We start from the raw sequence: 23553 nt of genomic DNA on the forward strand, positions 1-23553 counted from the left end.
CTAGGACAGGCAAATGCAAGCGGTTGATTTAACAATTATTGGTGGTGGAATGGTAGGTTTGGCCTTAGCCAGCGCTCTGGCCGACAGTCCATTGCGTATTGCTATTGTTGAACCTAAACCCTCACAGCCGCCAGAACTGAGCGAATACAGCTTGCGAGTGAGTGCACTTAGTTTGTCTTCTCAACAGTTTTTACAATCGCTAGGAGTATGGCAAAGCATAGTAGAGCAGCGAGTCGCGCCTTATAACGACATGCAAGTTTGGGAGCACGACAGCTTTGCTAAAATTCGTTTTCAAGCAGAAAAGATGATGGTGCCAAACATTGGTCACATTGTAGAAAACGACATTATTCGCCACGCTTTATGGCAACAAGTTAGCCAGCAAAGCAATGTTACTATTATTGAGCAGGCGGTAGACAAATTACACCGCGGCGATAGTGAATCTTGGCTAAGTTTTGCCAACGGCCAAGGCTTAAGCTCGAAACTGCTGGTGGCGGCAGATGGCGCAAACTCTTGGCTGCGCCAACAACTAGATATTCCTCTCACTTATTGGGATTACCAGCACACTGCCATTGTGGCCACCATTAAAACTGCGGAACCGCATCAAGATTGTGCCCGCCAAATATTTACCCCAGAAGGGCCTTTAGCTTTTCTGCCATTAAGTGATGCCAATACTTGTTCGATTGTTTGGTCGGTTTCCCCCGACAGAGCCGCAGAGCTGCAAGCCATGAGCCAGGCAGAGTTTAATAAACAACTTACCATGGCCTTTGATAATCGCTTAGGTTTGTGTGAACGAGTAGGCGAGTGCGCCGGCTTCCCGCTGCGGATGCGTTACGCACGCGATTTTGCCGGTAAAGGTTTTGCCCTTATTGGCGATGCCGCCCACACCATTCATCCCTTAGCTGGGCAAGGTGTAAACCTAGGATTAATGGATGCTGCCGCGCTAGCGCAAGAGCTAATTGCAATGCAACAAGCAGGCGAGAGCATTAACGACTACGCCAACCTACGCCACTTTGAGCGCTGGCGTAAAAGCGAAGCCAGCCAAATGATCGCCTCAATGGAGTTTTTTAAACGCTTATTTGGCAACGCCAACCCAGCACTTAAGTTACTGCGTGGAGTAGGCATGAGTTTGGTGGATAAGGCCGAACCGCTCAAGCAACAAGCCATGCGCCGCGCCTTGGGTTTAGAAGGTGACTTACCTAAACGAGCTAGCTTAAAAGCCTAAGTTTTAATGCTGACACTTAAGCTAAGTGTCAGCGATTTTAGTTGTTAAGCTTATTGATGGTGGTGCCCGATGAGGGCATTGAGTTGTTGTACTCATTGATGAACACTCTGCGGGAGCATCAGCGCATAGATACGCAAACGCATAACTATTTTTCTGTCAGGCTTGAAATTAAGCTACTGCTACTCAACATTCGTCACGTTGAAACTCCATTATCGGTCCATTGAATCCTGCTCTTTTTATTGCTATCTGCATCCCATAGTTGTCTTCACTAGTATCGATAATAATCCTTTTAGATTTGTTCCTAGCTTGTATGTGTTGCGTTGCAAAAACTAGAGCTCGGGTTGCTAGTCCTTGTCCACGCATGTTTTTGTTAGTAAACACAGGACCAATAACTGCGTCGGAGAGTTCTACTGGGTAATGCTTGCAGCGGCCATAAGTAATGAATCCATGGCTATGAAGTGTTTTCTTAGTTCCAGAGCAATACATTGAACTTCTCTTCAACGAGATTTTTAACAGAAGCTTTAAGAGTACTCTCCCTGAGCCAAAATGGCCGCTCAGCATGCTTATATTTCTAATAAATGAGGTGAAACTATCAATAATCACCATCTCGCTTTTAGAAGAATGATCTTTCTTTTCACAAGGAACAACTTCATTAAAGTCGAGTGAATAAACAAACTGCTTCATCAGTGTAATTTCCAATGCACATGGTAAGGCTTAAACATCAGTTTCTTTTTGAATCGAGCTAATGTTTCAGAAGAGTTTACATATGAACCGTAAACGAAGTATTTAACACCTGAGTAGCCCTCAATGCTTTTTCTGGCAATCTCGGTAATAAGTAAGGGGACGATTCCATCTTTTTGGTAATCTTTGTGCCCAAAAAAATGTGAAAGCTCAAGAAGTTCTCCGGCGACTATACAGCCCGCATAAGCGACTAGTTTTCTGTTGCTATCAAATACTCCAAAGTATGGATAGTTATGGGTGCCACTCTTAGATTTTTTATCAGTGTTAGGCTTTGGCTTGTTATTCAACATTTCTGCGTCCATTGCCCCTTGGCGAACGCTAGTCGAGCAGCGGATTTCGTAAATCTCATCAAGGTAGTCATTGTAAATGATAGGTTCGAATACATAACCCATGCGCAACGCTTTTCTTACGTTTCTTCGAGCTGAACTTTCTAGAGACTTAAAATATGAATCGTAGTCGGCACCCAACGTACAAACCGCTACTCACGGGTCATTCGGCCAAATATTGGCATTTTAGGATGTCGTCTTGTTACTTCTTTATAAAATGATCGTGTGAACTCGCTAAAAAAAGGTCCTTCATTTTTTGCAAGACTGTATTTTAAGGAAATGTTTAAGTTAGGTGATTTAAATATTAATCGTAGCTTACCTTTTAACTCATTAAGTGAATTCATTTGAGATCCCTTCATAATTCATTCACTTACAGGTTAGGTGATAAATATGTTTATTATTATTGATCTTAATCAGTAAAAGCTGATGTTTTTTTGGTGGTTATTTTTAGTTATTACAGATGTCACATAAAAGCTTGGCTTTCATGAATAACCAGCTGAGTTTTCTTTAATGTCTATTTATTGCTTTGAATTGCTATTATTTAGTGCTTACAACGCTAACGTTTACTACTTTGAAGAGCAGTAAATACTTAATACAGGCTGCGCCTGTATTTGGCTAGGCTCTTCGTGTCGTAAAGCTAGCTTGTATTAAGCTAAGCGAAATAACTGATTCGTTATTGGAAGGATTTACATCCACAAAATGTCTAACTGGATGCGCTCAAACAGGTGATTTATTTTTATTAAGTTTTTTCTTGTGGATTAGTTTAACTAATGATTGGTGATTTTGAGTCAGCCTTTTAAATTGTGGTTATGTTTGCGCAGGCTAGCAATAATTAGTGAATAACTAAGGATTGGCTTGGTTTGTTGGTGTTTTTTGCTGTTTTTGGACGTTTTAAGCTAAAGCTTGTCACCACGCTGTTGAAGGGATGTAAGTAAATTGTGCAGCCTATAGATTAGCTCAGCTTGTGATTGGTGCTTTCTTGTTGCTCACATCTCGCTATAATTGTTCAGCATTAGCAGGGGGAGTTTATCCTTCGCGTCCTCATAATAAAGGGATCAGCACATGACACAGCAAACGGTACTTCATCAAGCGCACCTCGACGCAGGCGCAAAGTTAGTGGATTTTCACGGCTGGGAAATGCCGATTAACTACGGCTCACAAATCGAAGAGCACCACGCTGTTCGCCAAGCCGCCGGCATGTTTGATGTATCCCACATGACCATTGTTGATGTACAGGGCGAGCAAGCCCAAGCTTTTCTTCGAAAACTATTAGCTAACGACGTAGCCAAGCTTACCGTTAAAGGTAAAGCGCTTTACGGCGGCATGTTAAACCATGAAGGCGGCGTGATTGACGACCTTATTACCTATTACTTTAGCGAAACCGATTACCGCTTAGTGGTTAACTCGGCTACGCGTGAAAAAGATCTAGCGTGGATCAACCAACAAGCCAGCGATTTTGCAGTAAGCATTACCGAGCGCCCAGAGCTGGCCATGATTGCGGTACAAGGCCCACAGGCTAAAAAGCTGACTTCTGCAGTATTAGACAACGACCAAAACCTTGCGATAGAAGGCATGAAGCCATTCTTTGGTGTACAAGCTGGCGACTTATTTATTGCTACCACCGGTTATACCGGTGAGCAAGGCTACGAAATTGTCGTTCCTCAAGATAAAGCGGTAGCGCTTTGGAAAGCCCTAGAAGCACAAGGCGTACAACCTTGTGGCTTAGGCGCGCGCGATACCTTGCGTTTAGAAGCTGGCATGAATTTATATGGTCAAGACATGGACGAGGGCGTTTCACCGCTAGCGGCAAACATGGGCTGGACCATTGCATGGGAGCCGCAAGAACGCGACTTTATTGGCCGCCAAGCCTTAGAAGCTCAAAAAGCCGAAGGCACCGACAAGCTGGTGGGTTTAGTCATGGAAAGCAAAGGCGTAATGCGTGCAGGGCAAGCAGTTACCGTTGTTAATGAATATGGCGAAGCGTTACCTGGTGTTGTCACCAGTGGCACTTTCTCGCCTACTTTGGGTCAAAGTATTGCGCTGGCTCGTATCGCCAATTGCGATGTAGAAGAAGCCTTAGTGGAAATGCGCAAAAAACAGGTTAAAGTGAAAGTAGTAAAACCTGTATTTGTGCGTAATGGCGCCAAAGTGTAAGCCCAAATAATCGAATTTTGTTTGTAGATTTAACTTTAAATTAAAACCTTAAGTAAGAACTTATAGAGGAAAGGAATTATGGCTAATATCCCTGCCGAACTGCGTTATGCCAGTACTCACGAGTGGGTACGTTCAGAAGGCGATGGCGTATACACCGTTGGCATTAGTGAGCACGCGCAAGAGCTACTTGGCGACATGGTGTTTATTGACTTACCAGACGTAGGCGACGATATAGACGCAGGCGATGACTGCGCAGTGGCCGAGTCGGTTAAAGCTGCCTCAGACATCTACGCGCCACTAAGCGGCGAAGTAGTAGAAATTAACGAAGAGCTAGAAGATTCACCCGAGCAAGTAAACAGCGATGCTTACGGCGACGGTTGGATGTTTAAAGTAAAAGTAAGCGACGAAAGCGAGCTAGAGAACTTACTCTCGGCCGAAGATTACGCCGCCACTATCGAAGAAGATGAATAAGCTTTGATCAAAAATGCGCTCCGCTAGTCGGGGCGCTTTTTTTATCCGTAACACAATAATAAACCCGACTAAACGCAACGCATTTTGTTTCAGTAATACAGGAATAGTTTAATGAACCCGTCTTTGCCGTTAACCGAACTAGAGCAAAACCAAGACTTTATTCGCCGCCATATTGGCCCCGATCAAGCCGAAGTTAACACCATGCTTAAACAGCTTGGCTTAAGCTCTGTTGAGCAACTTATCGAGCAAACGGTGCCTGAACAAATTCGTCTAAACAAAGGCTTAGATATTGGCGACAGCCTTACCGAGCAACAAGCGCTTGCTGCATTACGTAAGCTAGCTAAGCAAAACAAGGTTTACCGTAGCTACATTGGTATGGGCTACCACAATACCCATGTACCGCACGTTATTTTACGTAATGTATTTGAAAACCCTGGTTGGTACACCGCCTACACGCCTTACCAGCCAGAGATTGCCCAAGGCCGCTTAGAAGCACTGCTTAACTTCCAACAGTTAACCCTAGATTTAACTGGCTTAGAGCTAGCTAGTGCTTCGTTATTAGATGAAGCCACTGCCGCAGCCGAGGCTATGGCACTAGCCAAGCGTGTGTCTAAAAATAAAAAATGTAACCTGTACTTTATTGCCGACGACGTGCACCCACAAACCATCGACGTAGTAAAAGAGCGTGCCGATTTCTTTGGCTTCGACGTAGAAGTAGGCCCAGCCGAAAGCGTGGTTGAGCACAATGTGTTTGGCGCGCTGCTGCAATACCCCGGTACTACTGGCCGAGTGCGCGATCTAAGCGAGCTAATTGAACAAGTGCATAGCAACAAAGGCATTGTGGCTGTAGCGGCCGATATTATGGCTTTGGTGATGCTTAAATCGCCGGGAGCGATGGGTGCCGATGTTGTACTAGGCTGTGCCCAACGTTTTGGTGTACCAATGGGTTACGGCGGACCACACGCCGCATTTTTTGCCACCCGTGACGCTTACAAGCGCTCGCTACCGGGTCGTATTATTGGCGTATCTAAAGACAGGCGCGGCAAGCCTGCCTTGCGTATGGCACTGCAAACCCGCGAGCAACATATTCGCCGTGAGAAAGCTAACTCAAACATTTGTACTGCCCAAGTATTGCTAGCCAACATGGCCTCGTTTTATGCAGTATTTCATGGCCCTGATGGCCTGCGCACCATTGCCCAACGCATTCACCGTTTAACCGCTATTCTTGCTCATGGCCTAGAGGCCAAAGGCCTAAGCCCAGAGCACGCCCAATACTTTGATACTCTAAGCATCAAAGTAAGCGATAAAGAGGCGATCAAAGCACGTAGCGAAGCATTAGGCATAAACCTGCGTATGGACCTAGACAGCAGCGTAGCACTTAGTCTTGATGAAACTACCACCGCAGCTGATGTAAACGACCTGTTCACGGTATTACTAGGCGAAGACCACGGCTTAGATGCCGCGCGTTTAGATGCTGTAGTAAAAGGTGAAACCTGCATTCCAGAAACGCTACTACGTGATACGCCAATTTTGGAGCACGAAGTATTTAACCGCTACCGCAGCGAAACCGATGTATTGCGTTACATTCGCAAGCTAGAAGGTAAAGACTTAGCGCTAAACCACTCGATGATTTCGCTAGGCTCATGCACCATGAAGCTAAACGCCACCGCCGAGATGATCCCAGTAACTTGGCCAGAGTTTTCCAGCATGCACCCTTTCTGCCCAAGTGACCAAGCGCAGGGTTACCACGCTATGATTAGCCAGCTAGAAGATTGGCTAGTAAACATTACCGGTTACGATTCAATTTGTATGCAGCCAAACTCGGGCGCGCAGGGCGAATATGCGGGCTTATTGGCGATTCAAAAATACCACGCTAGCCGCGGCGACCATCACCGTAACATTTGTTTAATTCCTAGCTCGGCGCACGGTACTAACCCTGCTTCTGCACAAATGGCTAACTTAAAAGTAGTGGTAGTGGCCTGTGATAAAGAGGGCAACGTAGACATGGACGACATGCGCAGCAAAGCCGAAGAGCTAGCCGAGCAGTTGTCTTGTGTGATGATTACCTACCCAAGTACTCACGGCGTATACGAAGAAACCATTAAAGAGATTTGCGACATTGTTCATGACAATGGTGGCCAAGTGTACATGGACGGCGCCAACATGAACGCACAAGTAGGCATTACTTCGCCAGGCTTTATTGGCTCAGACGTAAGCCACTTAAACCTACACAAAACCTTTGCTATTCCACATGGTGGCGGTGGCCCAGGTATGGGGCCAATTGGCGTTAAAGCCCACTTGGCACCGTTTGTGGCAGGCCACAGCGTAGTAAGCAATGGTAAAGCTAGCCACGCCAATGCCGCGGTATCGGCAGCGCCTTACGGCAGCGCGTCTATCTTGCCAATTAGTTGGATGTACGTGGCCATGTTGGGTAACCAAGGGCTGCGCCAATCATCAGAGATTGCCATTCTAAACGCCAACTACCTAGCTAGCCGTTTAAGCCAAGGCTTCCCTATTTTGTATAGTGGTAAAAATGGCCGCGTAGCGCACGAGTGTATTATTGATATGCGCCCACTGAAAGAAGCCACTGGCATTAGCGAAATGGACGTAGCCAAGCGCTTAAATGACTACGGCTTCCACGCGCCAACCATGAGCTTTCCAGTAGCGGGCACCTTAATGGTAGAGCCTACCGAGTCGGAATCGCTGGCCGAAATCGACCGCTTTATTGATGCGATGTTATCGATACGTGCCGAAATAGCCAAAGTAGAAACCGGCGAGTGGACGCTACAAGACAACCCCCTAGTGTTTGCCCCGCATACCCTAGATGATTTAACCGACGCCCAGTGGACCCACAACTACAGCCGCGAGCTTGCCGTGTTCCCATGTGACGCAGTTAAGCAAAACAAATTCTGGCCTACGGTAAACCGCATTGATGATGTGTATGGGGATAGAAATTTATTCTGCGCTTGCCTTCCGATGGAAGCCTATCAAGAGTAAAAATCAAAAGTTTTTCAGTGTGTTATGATAGAAAGCGAAGCAGCGATGCTTCGCTTTTTTTGATATAATAAAAGAGTAAAAAGCAATTAAATTTGAAGCTTCTATGACTCTTTTTTCATAATATATCATTTAAAGTAAGCAGGCAGCCCTAGGCTTTTCTGTTGATACTATCGATTATTATGGTCAGCTTATCACTCCATTGATTATTTTTAATTGTGCTTGAACGTATTAAAAGGTCATTATGTATAAGCAATTGAGATTTAATTGTCTTTTCCCATTTTTCATTTTCTGATTGGGTTTCCAATAATTGTTCGAAAGTAAAGAGTATTGTAGATACAAACCAGCAATACTGACCATAAATTTGGCACTGTTTATCTGGTTTATCCATTCCGTTAGCAAAACTAGGATTATTTATACACAATGAAAGATATTGATTATAAATATTGTGAGCAGTAGCACTACGGGACTCCCTTTTATGAGAAGCAAGTTGTCTATAGGCAAAAAATAATGCGAATAAAGCGACTGTTGGTGTCATTAAATTAGTAAAAAGACCGCTCCATTTGATCCACATATTTATATCTAAAAATACAGACCAATTAGTATTAAAACAACTCAACTTAAAATCTCCTATTTGGCTGGAAGTAGTTTTCTATTTTTACTTATTTTAAAACCTTCAGGAACAGGTTTAAAAGGATCTAGGTTATCAGGCCACCTCTTGGCTCTGCTTTGGAATGTTCTAAGCTTAGAAACATCAAGCTCCACAGTAACGCAAAAATCATTTTCTCCGCCTCTAAGACGAGCAAGGTCTCTTTTAAAGGATTCTTTACTAGGCGCTCTTACTCTACTGTCGCCGTATTTACTATTGTTTACAAGAATCGCATAAGTATGAACATCTAATGCTGCAGCCTCGACCAAGGAAGAAAATGTATCGAGATCTTGATTCCAGGATAATATCATTAACGCATCCACCTCTCCTTGGAAAGCAATTCTAGCTTTACTATTTTGTAATTCTGAACATACCATGACACCAAAGTGAAAATCATTATGTATATAAATCGGTTTTTCTGAGTGAGACGCTTTCCAGTATTTTCCATGTTTTGAAATAAGCTCTTTATCTTCGGCGGGGGCTGGCTGTAACTTGTTTTGCCATATTCGAACGGATGAGGGGAATCCAAGCCTATTATCAGCTAAATGCAAACAAGCTTGACTGACTAGTTTATTACCTGTGAAATGCCTATATTCTGTTCCCGCGATTAAACTAATTCCAGCTCTGCTTAATCGGCTAGATACGCTTTGCACCCAGTCAATTGGTAATGATAATTCAGGAAAAACTAAGTAATCTGGTTTTGGAGTGATTTTTACGGCATTGTTTACGATTGCTGATATGCGTTTGTAGCGGTTTAATGAGAGTAATGGTTTCCCACTTGCAGAGTCAGCCCAAGCTTTATCTGTTGTAAGCATATTAGTTATAGCGACGATTATTTTGTTTTTTCTATCATTGCCTATTTTACATAGAGGTTTTGAGTAACGCACGTCATCACTTTCGAACTCTGTCAATTGTTCCATTGAAATGAGAGTTGGTTTAACCCAAACACCTCTAATTGCCTTAACATAATTAGCCCAGATGACTGGTGGTTTTTTCCCTTCTAGTTGACCAATTCCTACACACCTAGGTTCAAGTTCTGCTATTTCTGCAGGTGTGTATGGTCTAGTGGGAAATAGATAAGGCCTGTAGCTCTCTTGCGTCCGCTCTCCTTTTTCTGGTTTAGGAAGTCTGCGGGAGCGGGTTAGCTTTAAAAATTCAATCAAATTACTTGTGTCAACAAGACCTGTTTTTTCCATTTCATTTATTAGGTAGCGATCTTTTTCTTCAGAGTATTGTTCTAATAGAGTTGGCAAAATATTCTTTTTTAGCAGGCTTTTGTATGGTGTCCGAGCTAAATCGGCCGATGCTAAAAGTGGAGCTTTGTTGTAAAATTCTTCTACTTTAAAATAAGGATTGATTTGTATTTGCGATGAATCTAAATTTTTATATAGTTGAATTAAGAAAGTCTTAGCAAGTTTTGACTCTCTTTTTGTTCTGGTGGTTGTTGACATTTTTTCTGGGGCGTAACTTCTAGCCGCAGCATCGATAAAAGCCCAAGCTAATGAGCCGAATACATAGTTCCATATTTCTTTACTTGGACTGCAAGTCTGACCATTAACAACAACTTTACTTTTCTCTAAAGAAGTTTGTTCTTGCAGTTTAGATATTGCTGCGAAAGATCTGTTTACAATTAGCTCTGCTTGATTCCATTCTTCAAGACTGACAGCGAAACTAAGTAACCTTGGTAAATAAGTATAATGTGCAAAAATATTATCTGCTCTAACTATGTGATTATGAGCAAAACTGTAAAAATCCTCGCGCTCTTTTTGCCAAACTTTTTTAGGTAAGTCTCGTGCTAGTGTTTCAACATGGCTTAATTGCAGTGACCAACTTAACCTTCGAATTGTTAATCCATCAGCTCTTCTTAGGTTATCAGCATGTTCGCCAATGGAAGCCGATGCAGATAATACACCTGCTGCAATAGTGTTTTCCAATTGATCCGGTGAAGGCATTAAACGGTGTTCACTAGATAGCTCTTGAATTTCATGTTCGATGCTATCTAGTAAATCTTTCCCAGCTTGGCCATTTAAAATGAATAGCTTTTGTTTGTTAGCTTGAAGCTCGATAACGCTATCATTTTGATAATTTTTGTTAAGATTTATTCGCCATATTGAGTTAGCTTTCTTGTCAAGACACTTATTATTACCTAGTTTACCTAACCTAGACTGAAGTAACTTCATTAGGTCATCAGTATTACTTATTTCACCACTATCTCTCAGGACTATGAACATATCGTCAACATAACGGCCGTAATGAATAGGTGTAACTTTCTCTACAATTAATTTGTCCCACTTGTGAAGCAGCACATTGGAGATAATTCTAGATGCTGTTAAACCTATTGTGAGACCACCGTTGACTTTATCTCGATTTCCAAACCCCAGTTTTTTTGAGAAGGAACTTGCATTATCTGACCAGTTCTTCATGAAAGCAGCTATTTGGCGGTTAAAGTCCTCATCTTCTTTAGATAAAGAAGATGATAACCCCAAATACTCAGCCAGTACTTTTGAAGAAATTATTGTTGGGTCAATTTGGTGGTAGTAACTTTTCAGGTCTAGAGACACAGCTATGACGTCACGATTTTTATCTAGTTCTCCTCTGATTGCATTCAGGCCGTCTTTACGCCACCTTTGGTATGGTTCAAAGTAGGGTCTAAAAGATCCTATGGCACTAATATGAAATGGTTTGTCTGCCCCTTTATCCAATTCTTCTTCACTACGAATTCTGCGAAGTCTAGCCCCATAGCAGTTATCGTCTAGAGATGCATCAAATTTGTGACCAATCAAATTTATCCATAACGCTGAAATTACATGCGTATCAACAGGAAAATCGCCAACCACTCTGAAGCTAGGTGTTAATTTTTTAGTTTTTATAAGATTATCAAAGGCACGCTCAGGATCAGAAAAATGAATGTGGCAATTACTGATATCTTTCTTATTCTGTAAATCAAGTTTTTTTGGTAATAAACGACACTCACCTAAGAGCCTTTTGTCGTTTTTGAATCCTTTTCTTTTTTTTAGTTCTTCGAGGAGATTATTTAGATTGTTTAATAAGTCTTGTTCGTATTCTGCGAACTTTATTGCTGTTGGAAACGTGTCTTCAAAAAAACAATCTGCTTTTGCTTTTCTGTAAGCAATGAGTAAATCCTGAATAGTAAGGTTGTGCCAACCTGAAAAGCTACTGTTTGTATTCATTTTTTAAACCTTAAATTTTAGTAAATTCTTTACGCCTTTTTTACGACCGCTTCAAGTTTCATATTAAAAATCTGAGAGTTAGACTAGTTATCTATTATTGATAAATTTATATTAAATACGCTTGTCAGGTTAAACGTTCTGAATTCGTCTTAGGCGTATTGAACGGCCATACCGCTGATGTAGTCGATGAACGGTCGAGTAATAAAACGGGTCAGAGTAACTCTAAACATCAGCCCCCTTAGCTTCGTTGTCTCGTAACTAAAAATCACTTATCACATTAAACGCTCTAAATTCGTCGTAGGCGTATTGGTCGGTCATGCCGCTGATGTAGTCGATAATTAGCCTTGTGCGGTAGTAAAACTCGCGGCATTGTTCGTTGCCAAACACATCGCTTACTGGAGCTTCGCCCATAGCTTTTTGATACGCCGCTAAATGTTTAGACGGTAGCTTTTTGAATAGGCGCTGTATGTAAGCAGAGCTTTTTTCTTTGGGTTTTGTGTTATCTACTAAGTATTCAAACTGGCTTTGGCTTAGCGCTAGCAGTGGTTGGTAACAAGCCATTAAACCAGAGATAATTTGGTAGCCTTGTAGCTCGCGGGCTTCTACTTCTGGGTGGCAAAAGCAACGTTCTAGCGCGACGCTTTTAAAGGTTTCTACAATGAGGTGGTTTACGCTGCCATCTTCGATAAGGGCACGGTTTAAGTTGCCTTGATAAACCGCTTCTAAGTTTTCCACAAACTGGTTTTTGGCATGTTCGGGCAAGCGTTGGTTTACTGCTACGCGCAGATAAACAAAAAACATCGAGTCTCTTTCTTCATCACTTAGCTGTAGTTTTTTACTTTGGTGAGCAAAGTCGAGAATGGTTTCCATTTCTTTTGGTTTGCTGCAGCCATTTTCACTGCTTAGCCTAGCAAAAGTGGCTAATAGGGCGTGCTTTAGTTCTTTAATGCTCAGCACGCCTTTTTCTATGGCGTCTTCTAAATCGGCGATGCCATAAGACACATCATCGGCCGCTTCCATAATGTAAGAAAACGGCGAACGGCAGTACTGGTCTATGTCTAGGCTGTTGCGAAGTTCCTCAACATAACTTTGCTCGCTAAGGTAATAGCCCACTTTCTTTTTTAAGTAACTAAACGGTGCGCTTTTATCTGGCTTGGCTTCTGTTCCGCAGCGGGTGTATTTGAGTATGCCAGAGGCTTGCGAGTAAGTGAGGTTGAGTTTTAACAAGGAGTGAATAAGCCGAATGCCTTGGGCGTTGCCCTCGAAGCTAACTAAGTCTCGGTGAATCGTTTCTGGCAGAGTTTGTATGGGCTTTTCGTTCTGGGTTTCGCCTAACTCAGTTGCTTGGGAGCTTTGATAAAGCCTATTGAGGTTTTTACTTAGCCAATCGATTAAGGCTTCTTCACCAAAGTGACCAAAGGGCGGGTTGCCTATGTCATGCATTAAACAAGACATTTCAACAATGCTTTCTAACTGGCGCTCTAAGCCTTTAAGTTGGTAGCTGTTTTGTACATCTACTAAGGCTTCGCAAATGAGCTGAGAAATATAGCGACCCACTTGCTGCACTTCTAAAGAGTGGGTAAGGCGACTGCGCACGGCGGCGTTGCGCTCTAAGGGAAATACTTGGGTCTTTTGCTGCAAGCGCCTAACTGCAGCACTGTTAATTATTCGGCCTCGATCGCTTTCAAACATCTTTAAGTCGGCATTAAGATCTGGCTTAGCTGGGTAGGGTCGAGTACCGAGAATTTTGCTAGCGAAATTTACTGTCATACTCTAAGCTGCTCTCTATCAATTAGAGTATTTATACTGCTGTATTATCAATAGAAAATCAATTAATGAGGTTTTTGATAGTTGGGTTTGATAAATCATTCATGGGGGATTTTTGTAGAGGTGTAACCTTAAGTTTCTGCTCTTGGATGTTAGTGACTACGTTGTCATTAGTGCTGTTTTATGGGTAGAATGTTTTTCCTAAAACTAAGGATTTCGTTTAAACGAGTACGGAAACAAATATGGCTAGTGCTTTACTAAAATCTCCGCTTCAACAACACAAAGAAGAGTTACTTAGACAAAGGCTTAAAACTGAGCTTAATAGTCAGCGTATCTTCAAAGCGCTTGATTCAGACCCTAACACCACTGGTGCCGGAGTGGTTTTTATTGATAGTGAGTTCACGATCGTAACATTAAGAAAGTTTGAGCCCAATTGTCGCATCCACCCTATTAGATTGATTTTAAGAGAACCCCCAAAACTTGTTTCAGCAACTAATTTTGCTAGTGAACTGAAAACGTCTAGGCGAGAGAGTAAACTAACAGGTGAGTTGATCAATACTGGCTTAAGCTGTGGTGCGGCGGTTTTGAGCTGGGTTGTTGTTCTAGGCTCTACAGCTGCTATCCCAATTAGTGGAGGAACTAGCAGTGCGGTTACGTATTTAGGGTATGCTGCTGGTATTGCTTCAGGTGCGCAGTGTTTGAATGGCTTAGGGCGTTCAGTTACAGAAGTAGCCTCTCCTGAATCGCTAGATTGGCTGGATAGTCAAGAGTGGTATGCAGCAGCGAATACTACTCTTGATGTAATCTCGTTAGGAGGCGCGGTAGCTGCGGGCGCAACAACAATCAAAATGGTACAAACACTTCGTTTAACAACTTCGAAATCCTTATTAGAAATTTTAAAAGGATTAACCCGATCAGAAAGAAAGCGCTTAACGATGGAAATTCAGCGGCTTAATTTGCCTGGTGTTAGTAAAAGCGCACTTAAAGCATTAACTAACTCTGGGAAGTTAACGAAACGCTATAGTAGTCAGGCGCTTGTAAATGCAGTATCTCTGAATGTTAAAGATGCTGTAGGTGCTAGCTTAAGTGTTACAGGAAGTGCTTACGGTGGAACATTGAAGAGTTTGGCAATAGGTATCTATGAGGAGTTAGGCCCTGATGTCAGATAGCTTTTTTGATAAATATGAAAACTCTTTACTCAACTTTGTTGTTGGTATAGCGGTAATCATGTTCATTATGTTTGGGGCGGGGGTTCTATGCCCACTGTTGATTCTATTGGCACAACAATTTATTGGGGAGTTCACTCCAAAGGAGTTTGGAACCTTTTTTCTTGTATGCATATTAGTAATGACTTTGTGCATTGTAGTGCCAAATATACTGATTGTTCGTGGCAAGCCTATTGCGGCCAAAATTAATCTCTGGAATATATACTTTCAGCTAACCTGTTACTCTTTGCTTCTTTTGCTGTTTAAGCACGAATATAAGTGGCTTTTTCTCAGCTTTGTTTCCTTTCCTTTGCTTGCCTATTGGTTGATGTTAACTACCAAATATAAGGCTTTTGTTAGTTTTTATGAGGCGCTGCGTAAAGACCCCGTTGGCTTCAGAGAAAAGCTGTTGGAAAGGTGATTTTTAAAGGCTTAATAATTGGAATACATTAAGAATTAGCGGTTATAGAGTGACATAAGCAAATATGGATAGAGAAGAAGTTATTAGCTGGTTTCCTCCTTTAGCTTCGACGTTTTGTTTCTTGCTTGTAACTTTGCTTTCCATGATCTTTTTGGGTTCAAGCATGGGAAACTGGGGAATGTTAGATATTGCTCCTGAGCTTGTTTGGGGGATTGGAGCGATAGCTATGGTTATATTCTGTGTAATTAACTTTCGAATTACCCGAGGCTCCTTTAGATGTAAAAAGCTTTTACAACTATATGTTTTAACAGTGATTATCTTGTCTCTTCCCCTATGGCTAACTTATGATCCCTTTGAGGATAAAGTACGTGCTCTATTACAGGTATTTACTTTAGTTTGTGGGCTACTTGTTTTAAAACTAATATCTTCTAAAACATACTTGGCATTTATTCAGTTTCAGCACGACGCTCAACAAAGCTTGAAAGCTGCGAAGCTAGAAGTTGAGCAAGAGATTCAGGAAATACTGAAGAGTAAGCAACAAGGCAAGTAATTGCTTTCGCATAGTGAAAAAGGCTCATAGCTTATGAGCCTTTTTTGTTCCTAGGTATTTGTTCCCCCGCTTTAAAAACAAGTCAAACTCACCTTTTTCGTAGGCTTTATATGATGTTCTCAGTTCCATGAATGAAAGCGAAATCAGAGCATGAATTTAGAGTAAATAGCCATGTTGGCTTTATCGCTAAACTAAAAAAGGAGAATGAGTGAGAGCACTAAACAACTATTCAGCTCAAGAAGAGCAAGACGGTGTAGCGCTTAGCTTTGAAGATGCTAGACCGCAACTTCTCTTGCCGGGTGTGCTTGTAGAGAAGGGGTTTAAACTTGCTAATGGTGACAGCCTTTGGCTAACTAGTAATGATTGCCCCTATGAAGAAACTTTGTTTGTAAGCCTTATTAATTCACAAGGCTGCGTTGTCGATAAGTTGGAAATCTATAAACCCTATACACCTGGCATTTTAAGCGAAGTTGTAGTTGTGAGCGGGAGTCGTATTCAATTTAAGTTTTGGTTAGAAAAACGTCATCAGCTCTTAATTGACTTACTTAAATCTACTTTAATGCTTGAGACCCTCCCTAACGAATAAAGTGTTCGAGCGCTTAGTTCTTTCTTACTTAAAGTTAGCTGTTTGTTGTGCCTTCTCAGCTCAATGATTTGTTTCAAGTTAAAAGCCATACATGCGATTTTTTACTAATCTTTGACTTGCCCTCGAATTGCTGTAGTTTATTTTTAATTGGACGTTCAATTAATAAAAATTTGAGTGACACTTATGCCAAAGGTAGGGATGCCTGAAATACGTAAACCGCAGCTGGTAGAAGCTACTATGGCGGTGATAAACGAAGTAGGTTTGTCGGGCGCAAGCGTGACTTTAATTAGTAAAAAAGCCGGTGTGTCTTCGGGCATTATTCATCATTATTTTGGTGGTAAACACGGCTTATTAGAAGAAACTATGCGTACTGTGTTACGTAAGTTATCTGCCGCTTCCATTGCGCATTTGCAAGCCGTTGAGCCCAACGATGTAATGGCGAGGGTTAAGGCGATTGTTGCTGCCAATTTTGATGGCTACCAAGTAGAAGGCAAGGTAGTTAAAACCTGGCTAGCATTTTGGGCGCAGGCCATGCACGACCAAGATTTACATCGCTTGCAACGTGTGAATGAGCGCCGCTTATTGTCGCACCTTCGTTTTGAACTCAAACACATTTTACCTGCAGAACAAGCCGCTTTTGTTGCCCAAGGTATAGCGGCACTTATCGACGGTATTTGGCTGCGCGGGGCACTTAATCCCGAGGGTATTTCTGCTGATTATGCGCAAAAGCTGGTAGCAGATTACCTAGAAAAACAACTCGCTCCCTATTTAGGCTAAGTTTTAACTAAGCAACAACAGCTAATTACTAAGGCATTTTGATGACAATGAAGTCTCTTTATATCCATGGGGAAGCCCTTGAAGGCTCTTCGGCGGATACATTTATCACGACTAACCCGGCCACTGGCGAGGCGCTAGCACAAATTACTCAGGCCTCTGCGGAGGATGTGGATCGCGCTGTGGCCTCTGCGCAGCAGGGCTTTAAAGTGTGGTCGACTATGAGTGGCGCTGAGCGACGCCGCATTATGATGCGAGCGGTGGCCATATTACGCGAACGTAATGACGAGCTGGCAGAGTTAGAGGTGAAAGACACTGGCAAGCCGATTCAAGAAGCGATAGCGGTAGACATTGTTACTGGAGCCGATGTGATTGAGTATTACGCGGGTTTGGCGGCGGCTATTCAAGGCCAGCAACAAGACCTAGGCCACGGTCAGTTTTTTTATACGCGTCGCGAACCCTTAGGTGTATGTGCCGGAATCGGGGCGTGGAACTACCCCATTCAAATTGCGATGTGGAAATCTGCCCCTGCCTTAGCGGCAGGAAACGCCATGGTGTTTAAACCTTCGGAAGAAACGCCTTTGTCTGTACTCAAATTGGCAGAGATCTTTAGCGAGGCTGGCGTGCCTGAAGGTGTATTTAACGTGGTGCAAGGTGATTACCGAGTTGGTCAAATGCTGTCGCGCCACCCTGATATCGCCAAGGTCTCTTTTACTGGTGAATCTGGCACCGGCAAAAAGGTTATGGCCGATGCTGCTGGTACGCTCAAAGACATCACTATGGAGCTGGGCGGTAAGTCACCTCTCATTGTATTTGACGATGCCAAGCTAAATAACGCGGTGTCGGCAGCCATGCTAGCTAACTTTTATACTCAAGGCGAAGTGTGTACTCACGGTACACGGGTGTTTGTGCATGATGCTATTTACGATGAGTTTGTAGCGCAAATTACTCATCGAACGCGCAAGCTAAAAGTGGGTGACCCAAGTGATATGGAGACACAAATTGGCGCGCTTATCTCACGCGAGCATTTAGAGAAGGTGCTGGGCTTTATTGAAGCAGCAAAAGCCTCTGGTGCGCGTTTGTTATGTGGTGGCCTGCGTGAAACGGCCAACGGCTTAGATAAAGGTTACTTTGTGCAACCCACCATTTTTGCAGATTGTAGCGACGACATGCCGCAAGTTAAGCATGAAATTTTTGGCCCAGTAATGTCGATTCTGCGTTTTAATGATGAAGATGAAGTGATTAAACGTGCTAACGCCACTGACTATGGTTTGGCGGCGGGTTTGTTCACTCAAAACTTATCGCGTGCTCATCGAGTTATTGCGCAAATAGAAGCCGGCATTTGCTGGGTAAATACCTGGGGTGGCTCACCCGCAGAAATGCCCGTAGGCGGTTATAAACAGTCGGGCATCGGCCGAGAAAATGGTATAGAAACGCTTAATCACTACACCCAAAACAAGAGTGTAATGATTGAGTTAGGTGACTTAGAAAGCCCTTACGAATAAACCATTCAGCACTAACAACTGCTTAGGCTAGTTTGGCCAAACAGGGAATAAGATGAACACCAATTACGATTACATTATTGTTGGCGCAGGCTCAGCGGGTTGTGTATTAGCCGACCGCTTAAGTGCTTGTGGTAAACATACGGTTTTATTGCTTGAGGCGGGCGGCAGCGACAAAAGTATATTTATTCAAATGCCTACCGCTTTGTCTTACCCCATGAATAGCAAAAAGTATGCATGGCAGTTTGAAAGCCAACCTGAGTCGGGTATCGATAATCGCCGTTTGCATTGCCCAAGAGGGCGAGTACTCGGGGGCAGTTCTTCGATTAATGGCATGGTGTATGTGCGCGGTCATGCTTGCGACTTTGATGAATGGGCAGAGCAGGGCGCACAGGGGTGGAGTTACCAAGAATGTTTGCCCTATTTTCGCCGGGCTGAGTCATGGATAGATGGCGCCGATGATTACCGAGGGGGCGATGGCCCCTTGGCTACCTGTGGCGGTAATAATTTGAGCTTGAACCCGCTTTACCAAGCCTTTATCGATGCTGGCCAGCAAGCGGGTTACCCAACAACCAGTGATTACAACGGTTACCAGCAAGAGGGTTTTGGCCCCTTGCATATGACCGTAGACAAAGGCGTGCGCGCTTCAACATCAAATGCTTACTTACGCCGAGCCCTTAAGCGCAGCAACCTCACCTTGTTAAAAGGCGTACTCACCCGCAAGGTGTTGATAGATGACAAGCAGGCCATTGGGGTAGAAATTGAGCGAGCTGGCCAAGTAGAAAAGCTGTTCACCAACAAAGAAGTGCTGCTGGCTGCTGGCTCTATAGGTTCGCCGCAGTTATTGCAGTTATCGGGCATTGGGCCCAAAGCTGTATTAAAAGATGCAGGTGTTGAGCTGGTTCAAGATTTGCCAGGTGTAGGGGAAAACCTGCAAGATCACTTAGAGGTGTATTTTCAATATGCCTGTCGCCAGCCGATAACGCTTAACAGTAAGTTAGGGCTAATTAGCAAAGGCTTGATTGGCGCGCGTTGGTTATTACGAAAAGATGGTTTAGGCGCAACTAATCATTTTGAATCTTGCGCGTTTATTCGCTCGCGGGCTGGACTTAAATGGCCGAATATTCAATATCACTTTTTACCCGCCGCGATGCGTTACGACGGCCAAGCTGCTTTTAGTGGGCATGGTTTTCAGGTTCATGTTGGGCCTAATAAACCCCGCAGCCGAGGGCGAGTGTGGATTAGCTCAGCCGATCCTCACGCAAAACCTAATATTCAGTTTAACTACATTAGCACCGAGCAAGACAAGCAAGACTGGCGCGACTGTATTCGTTTAAGTCGAGAGATTTTGGCGCAGCCAGCCATGGATTATTATCGCGACGAAGAGATTCAACCCGGCGCTAATATTAACAGCGATGAAGCGATAGATGCGTGGGTAAGGCAAAATGTGGAAAGTGCTTATCACCCTTCGTGCAGTTGTAAAATGGGCAGTGATGATGACCCAATGGCCGTGGTAAATAGCCAGTGCCAAGTAAACGGTATTATTGGCTTACGGGTGATTGATTCCTCAGTATTTCCTACTATTCCTAATGGTAATCTTAACGCCCCTACCATTATGGTGGCGGAGAAAATAGCGGACTCTGTTTTAGGAAAATCACCGCTTGCTCCTTCAACGGCAAGCACTTGGATAGCCCCTGATTGGCAAACTAAACAGCGAAGTACTTAGCTCTGCATAGCGCTAACTAAAGCTTAGCTTTGTGCCAACTGTGGCCGACTATCTCGCTTAGTTAGCCTTAGCTAATCATTTCATTATTTGCAGTTATTTACCGACTAAATTATGCCGTACATCTCACTTTTGTAAACGTTTACACTTGTTCTCTTGATTTATTTTTTATAGAGGAACACATTAACATCAGAAATGTTGCACTGCCAATTGGTTGGTTTTTAAACCCCAAATGTAGCTGTTATAGAGTTGTCACTGTTATTAACGCACTGCTTAGCTATTGTAGCGTTTTAGCAGCGGCTTCTTCATTACTTGCTCCACTATGCCTTAAAAGCTAAATACAGTGTTTTCTTGTTTTTGCGTGTAAACGTTTCCACTTTGTGCTCATGGCTACAAAAGCCAACGAGGCGGGCTTTGCTACGCATGCTTTGTTGCACAGTGTAAGCACTAGGGGAAACGCGGATTAAACAACAAGGCACTAGCAAAAGCATTAAAGAAGTTAGTAACTAGCAGTAAATAACGGAGGTTTTTTTACATGGCCGATTTAGTGATTAATGACAGAGAATCGTGGGTAAATGACTCGATTGATGGAGCCTTATATACCCAACAACACAATAACCTTAGCCGCTTAGATTTTGGCAATGACATTAAAGTTATTGCCCGATCAGATTGGCGTAAAGACAAAGTGGCAATTATATGTGGCGGTGGCTCGGGCCACGAACCTGCTCATGCCGGTTTTGTTGGCAAGGGCATGTTAACCGCCGCGGTGTGTGGTGATTTGTTTGCCGCCCCAAGTGTAGACGCAGTGCTTAACGCAATATTGCATGTTACCGGCGACGCTGGCTGCTTGGTGATTATTAAGAATTATACTGGCGATCGACTTAACTTTGGGCTTGCTTGCGAGAAAGCCAAAGAAATGGGCCGCAAGGTAGAGATGGTAATTGTAAGTGATGACATCTCCATTCCGGATAACCCTAAACCTCGTGGAATTGCTGGCACTTTATTTGTGCATAAAGTTGCTGGTTATGTCGCCGAGCAAGGCGAAGATCTAGCCGCCGTAACCAAAGCCGCACAAGACACCATTGATGCAACGGCAAGCATTGGCATTGCCTTACAGAGTTGCACCTTACCCAGTGATAACAGTGAAGAGCGCATTGCAAAAGGTAAAGCTGAGTTAGGCCTGGGGATTCATGGTGAAGCAGGCATTGAAACCATTGACCTAAGCCAGTGTAAAGAACTGGTTCGCATTATGTCGGATAAGCTACTAACCGCTTGCCCTAGCGATAGCCATGCTGTGCTGATTAACAACTTAGGCGGCCTATCACCTATTGAGATGAACGTAGTAGCAAAAGATGTTGTTGAGTCTGCACTGGGTGAAAACGCCGAGTATTTTATTGGCCCAGCACCGCTGATGACCGCCATCGATATGAAAGGCTTCTCTATCTCGATGTTAAAGCTAGACGAGCTTAAACGTGCCGCCTTGTTTGCTGATAGCCAAACAAGTGCATGGCCTGGCGTTAGTGCTAAGCAGCCTTTAGCGTTCACTCCCTGTGAGTCACTGTCTTCGACCATTAAATTTGACGCGTCGCAAAATGATGAAGTGGCCAGCGCTTTACGCACTGTGTGTAACACCATTATTGATAGCGAAAGTGCACTAAACCATCTCGATGCCATTGTGGGCGATGGAGATACAGGTTCAACCTTTGCCTCTGGCGCTCGTAAGGTACTTGCCGAATTAGATGCTAATCAATTGCCTTTAAACGAGCCTGCGCTGCTGATGACCGTGATTGGCCAACAGTTAACTACGGTAATGGGCGGCTCATCGGGTGTATTGCTGTCTATCTTCTTTACCGCTGCTGGTCGAGAGTTAGCTGGCAGTGATGATTTAGTAGCTGCCCTGCAAGCTGGCTTAGCCAGAATGATGCATTACGGCGGCGCTGCAGTAGGCGATAGAACCATGATCGATGCTTTATTCCCGGCTTTTGAAGCCTGGAAGAAAGACGGTTTTGCTGCTGGAGTACTGGCGGCAAAAGCAGGGGCAGAGAGCACGCTAACTATGACTAAAGCAAACGCTGGGCGCTCGTCTTATTTAAACAGCGACACCTTAAATGGGGTAAAAGACCCTGGTGCATTCGCTGTTGAAAAAGTATTTGAATCATTATCGAAGTAGGGAGATGAACATGGACAAGATTATTATTTCACCCAGCAAATACATTCAGGGCGAAGGAGCATTAGCTAACATTGGTGAGTATGTTGCTACTTATGGTATGCAGCCATTGGTGATTGCCGATGATTTTGTAATGGGCTTAACCAAAGGCACTGTTGAAGCGAGTTTTAACGAACAGCTTGTTGAATTTGATACTTTTAATGGCGAGTGTTCACGAGAAGAAATTAACCGTTTAATCGACAAAACTGATTCGGTAAAAGCGGACGTGATTATTGGTATAGGTGGCGGCAAAACGCTAGATACCGCTAAGGCTGTTGCTTATTATTCGAAGCTACCTGTGGTGATTGTGCCAACCATTGCTTCTACCGACGCACCTACTAGTGCTTTAGCGGTTATTTACACCCCAGAAGGTGAGTTTAGCGAGTACTTACTATTTCCGTCTAATCCCAACATGGTGATTATGGACACCGCTATTATTGCCGCAGCACCAGTGCGCTTAATTGTTGCCGGCATGGGCGATGCCTTGTCTACCTGGTTTGAAGCGCGCGCCAATATGACCTCGGGTAAAACAACCATGGCAGGCGGCGCGCCAACCCGCGCTGCACAGGCTTTGGCTAAGTTGTGTTTTGAAACTTTAATGGCCGATGGCCTGAAAGCCAAAGTGGCTGTAGAGAACAAGGTAAGTACTAAAGCCGTAGAAAACATTATTGAAGCCAACACCTATTTAAGTGGCATTGGCTTTGAAAGTTCAGGCTTAGCTGCAGCGCACGCTATTCATAATGGATTAACCAAGCTTGAAGAGTGTCACCACTTGTTGCACGGCGAGAAGGTAGCCTTTGGAACACTCACTCAATTAGTTTTGGAGAATGCACCTATAGAGGAAATTAATCAGGTGATCGCGTTCTGTAAATCAATTGGCTTGCCTACTAACCTGCACGACATGGGAGTTAAAGAGATTGATCGCGATAAGTTGCTTAATGTAGCCGAAGCATCGTGCGCAGAAGGCGAAACCATACACAACATGCCGTTCCCTGTTACCGCTCAATCGGTACTGTCGGCAATATTAACTGCCCATCAATTGGGCAGCTGATATTGCTTACATAACTGCCG

18 protein-coding genes are annotated in these 23553 nt (G+C 43.6%); 13 read left to right on the forward strand and 5 right to left on the reverse strand.

The features are described 5' to 3' along the window. Nucleotides 1-13: 13 nt before the first annotated feature. Nucleotides 14-1222, forward strand: a complete 1209-nt coding sequence (locus LQZ07_RS06075; RefSeq protein WP_152780313.1) for an FAD-dependent monooxygenase — start codon at nt 14-16, stop codon at nt 1220-1222. Nucleotides 1223-1405: 183 nt separating this feature from the next. Here LQZ07_RS06075 and LQZ07_RS06080 read toward each other — a convergent pair whose 3' ends face one another. Both LQZ07_RS06080 and LQZ07_RS06085 read right to left on the reverse strand, forming a co-directional pair. Beyond that, the gene (locus LQZ07_RS06080) at nt 1406-1906 is read right to left on the reverse strand and encodes a GNAT family N-acetyltransferase (protein WP_152780311.1); all 501 of its coding nucleotides are present in this window, start codon (nt 1904-1906) and stop codon (nt 1406-1408) included. Continuing rightward, the gene (locus LQZ07_RS06085) at nt 1906-2355 is read right to left on the reverse strand and encodes a hypothetical protein (RefSeq protein WP_040307507.1); all 450 of its coding nucleotides are present in this window, start codon (nt 2353-2355) and stop codon (nt 1906-1908) included. The genes LQZ07_RS06080 and LQZ07_RS06085 overlap by 1 nt, the downstream gene beginning before the upstream one ends. Before the next feature lie 996 nt (nt 2356-3351). Here LQZ07_RS06085 and gcvT point away from each other — a divergent pair. The 3 genes from gcvT to gcvP all read left to right on the forward strand — a co-directional run bounded on the left by gcvT (nt 3352) and on the right by gcvP (nt 7911). Next, entirely contained in the window at nt 3352-4443 is a 1092-nt protein-coding gene (gene gcvT, locus LQZ07_RS06090; RefSeq protein WP_152780309.1) for a glycine cleavage system aminomethyltransferase GcvT, read from the forward strand. 78 nt (nt 4444-4521) lie between these two features. Further along, entirely contained in the window at nt 4522-4914 is a 393-nt protein-coding gene (gcvH, locus tag LQZ07_RS06095; RefSeq protein WP_016403167.1) for a glycine cleavage system protein GcvH, read from the forward strand. A gap of 111 nt (nt 4915-5025) precedes the next feature. Continuing rightward, a complete protein-coding gene (gene gcvP, locus LQZ07_RS06100) occupies nt 5026-7911 on the forward strand; it encodes an aminomethyl-transferring glycine dehydrogenase (protein WP_152780306.1) in 2886 nt (961 codons plus the stop codon). 148 nt (nt 7912-8059) lie between these two features. On the opposite strand, the gene LQZ07_RS06105 is transcribed toward gcvP, so the two are convergent. The 3 genes from LQZ07_RS06105 to dgt form a co-directional block, all read right to left on the reverse strand. Continuing rightward, on the reverse strand, nt 8060-8527 hold the full coding sequence (locus LQZ07_RS06105) for a hypothetical protein (protein ID WP_227981112.1): 468 nt from the start codon (nt 8525-8527) through the stop codon (nt 8060-8062). An 11-nt stretch (nt 8528-8538) separates the two neighbouring features. Further along, nucleotides 8539-11748 carry an RNA-directed DNA polymerase gene (locus LQZ07_RS06110; protein ID WP_152780304.1) on the reverse strand — a complete coding sequence of 1070 codons (3210 nt, stop codon included), beginning with the start codon at nt 11746-11748 and terminating at the stop codon, nt 8539-8541. A gap of 258 nt (nt 11749-12006) precedes the next feature. Continuing rightward, nucleotides 12007-13518, reverse strand: coding sequence for a dGTPase (gene dgt, locus LQZ07_RS06115; protein ID WP_152780302.1), 1512 nt, complete (start codon nt 13516-13518; stop codon nt 12007-12009). A gap of 239 nt (nt 13519-13757) precedes the next feature. Between dgt and LQZ07_RS06120 the strand changes: the two genes are divergently transcribed. The 9 genes from LQZ07_RS06120 (at nt 13758) to LQZ07_RS06160 (ending at nt 23533) form a co-directional block, all read left to right on the forward strand. Next, on the forward strand, nt 13758-14684 hold the full coding sequence (locus tag LQZ07_RS06120; RefSeq protein WP_152780300.1) for a hypothetical protein: 927 nt from the start codon (nt 13758-13760) through the stop codon (nt 14682-14684). Next, a complete protein-coding gene (locus tag LQZ07_RS06125) occupies nt 14674-15141 on the forward strand; it encodes a hypothetical protein (protein ID WP_152780298.1) in 468 nt (155 codons plus the stop codon). The genes LQZ07_RS06120 and LQZ07_RS06125 overlap by 11 nt, the downstream gene beginning before the upstream one ends. A 64-nt stretch (nt 15142-15205) precedes the next feature. Continuing rightward, nucleotides 15206-15691, forward strand: a complete 486-nt coding sequence (locus LQZ07_RS06130) for a hypothetical protein (protein ID WP_152780296.1) — start codon at nt 15206-15208, stop codon at nt 15689-15691. 208 nt (nt 15692-15899) lie between these two features. Beyond that, a complete protein-coding gene (locus tag LQZ07_RS06135; protein WP_152780294.1) occupies nt 15900-16277 on the forward strand; it encodes a hypothetical protein in 378 nt (125 codons plus the stop codon). 183 nt (nt 16278-16460) lie between these two features. Next, nucleotides 16461-17054, forward strand: coding sequence for a transcriptional regulator BetI (gene betI, locus LQZ07_RS06140; RefSeq protein ID WP_040306845.1), 594 nt, complete (start codon nt 16461-16463; stop codon nt 17052-17054). 47 nt (nt 17055-17101) lie between these two features. Continuing rightward, a complete protein-coding gene (gene betB / locus LQZ07_RS06145) occupies nt 17102-18556 on the forward strand; it encodes a betaine-aldehyde dehydrogenase (protein ID WP_227981178.1) in 1455 nt (484 codons plus the stop codon). Between the two features lie 52 nt (nt 18557-18608). Next, nucleotides 18609-20279 carry a choline dehydrogenase gene (gene betA / locus LQZ07_RS06150; protein ID WP_152780291.1) on the forward strand — a complete coding sequence of 557 codons (1671 nt, stop codon included), beginning with the start codon at nt 18609-18611 and terminating at the stop codon, nt 20277-20279. Nucleotides 20280-20811: 532 nt separating this feature from the next. Next, entirely contained in the window at nt 20812-22446 is a 1635-nt protein-coding gene (locus tag LQZ07_RS06155; RefSeq protein ID WP_152780289.1) for a dihydroxyacetone kinase subunit DhaK, read from the forward strand. Nucleotides 22447-22456: 10 nt separating this feature from the next. After that, entirely contained in the window at nt 22457-23533 is a 1077-nt protein-coding gene (locus tag LQZ07_RS06160; protein ID WP_152780287.1) for a glycerol dehydrogenase, read from the forward strand. The last annotated feature ends 20 nt before the right edge of the window (nt 23534-23553 follow it).

Source organism: Agarivorans sp. B2Z047 (assembly GCF_023373605.1).
Classification (GTDB): domain Bacteria; phylum Pseudomonadota; class Gammaproteobacteria; order Enterobacterales; family Celerinatantimonadaceae; genus Agarivorans; species Agarivorans albus.

Excerpts from the sequence above, each read along its gene's own strand:
- betB (WP_227981178.1), top strand. The coding sequence starts at position 17,102 with ATGAAGTCTCTTTATATCCATGGGGAAGCCCTTGAAGGCTCTTCGGCG.
- gcvH (WP_016403167.1), top strand. The coding sequence starts at position 4,522 with ATGGCTAATATCCCTGCCGAACTGCGTTATGCCAGTACTCACGAGTGG.
- betI (WP_040306845.1), top strand. The coding sequence starts at position 16,461 with ATGCCAAAGGTAGGGATGCCTGAAATACGTAAACCGCAGCTGGTAGAA.
- LQZ07_RS06085 (WP_040307507.1), bottom strand. The coding sequence starts at position 2,355 with ATGGGTTATGTATTCGAACCTATCATTTACAATGACTACCTTGATGAG.
- LQZ07_RS06110 (WP_152780304.1), bottom strand. The coding sequence starts at position 11,748 with ATGAATACAAACAGTAGCTTTTCAGGTTGGCACAACCTTACTATTCAG.
- gcvT (WP_152780309.1), top strand. The coding sequence starts at position 3,352 with ATGACACAGCAAACGGTACTTCATCAAGCGCACCTCGACGCAGGCGCA.
- LQZ07_RS06130 (WP_152780296.1), top strand. The coding sequence starts at position 15,206 with ATGGATAGAGAAGAAGTTATTAGCTGGTTTCCTCCTTTAGCTTCGACG.
- LQZ07_RS06075 (WP_152780313.1), top strand. The coding sequence starts at position 14 with ATGCAAGCGGTTGATTTAACAATTATTGGTGGTGGAATGGTAGGTTTG.
- dgt (WP_152780302.1), bottom strand. The coding sequence starts at position 13,518 with ATGACAGTAAATTTCGCTAGCAAAATTCTCGGTACTCGACCCTACCCA.
- LQZ07_RS06120 (WP_152780300.1), top strand. The coding sequence starts at position 13,758 with ATGGCTAGTGCTTTACTAAAATCTCCGCTTCAACAACACAAAGAAGAG.
- betA (WP_152780291.1), top strand. The coding sequence starts at position 18,609 with ATGAACACCAATTACGATTACATTATTGTTGGCGCAGGCTCAGCGGGT.
- gcvP (WP_152780306.1), top strand. The coding sequence starts at position 5,026 with ATGAACCCGTCTTTGCCGTTAACCGAACTAGAGCAAAACCAAGACTTT.
- LQZ07_RS06080 (WP_152780311.1), bottom strand. The coding sequence starts at position 1,906 with ATGAAGCAGTTTGTTTATTCACTCGACTTTAATGAAGTTGTTCCTTGT.
- LQZ07_RS06155 (WP_152780289.1), top strand. The coding sequence starts at position 20,812 with ATGGCCGATTTAGTGATTAATGACAGAGAATCGTGGGTAAATGACTCG.
- LQZ07_RS06160 (WP_152780287.1), top strand. The coding sequence starts at position 22,457 with ATGGACAAGATTATTATTTCACCCAGCAAATACATTCAGGGCGAAGGA.
- LQZ07_RS06125 (WP_152780298.1), top strand. The coding sequence starts at position 14,674 with ATGTCAGATAGCTTTTTTGATAAATATGAAAACTCTTTACTCAACTTT.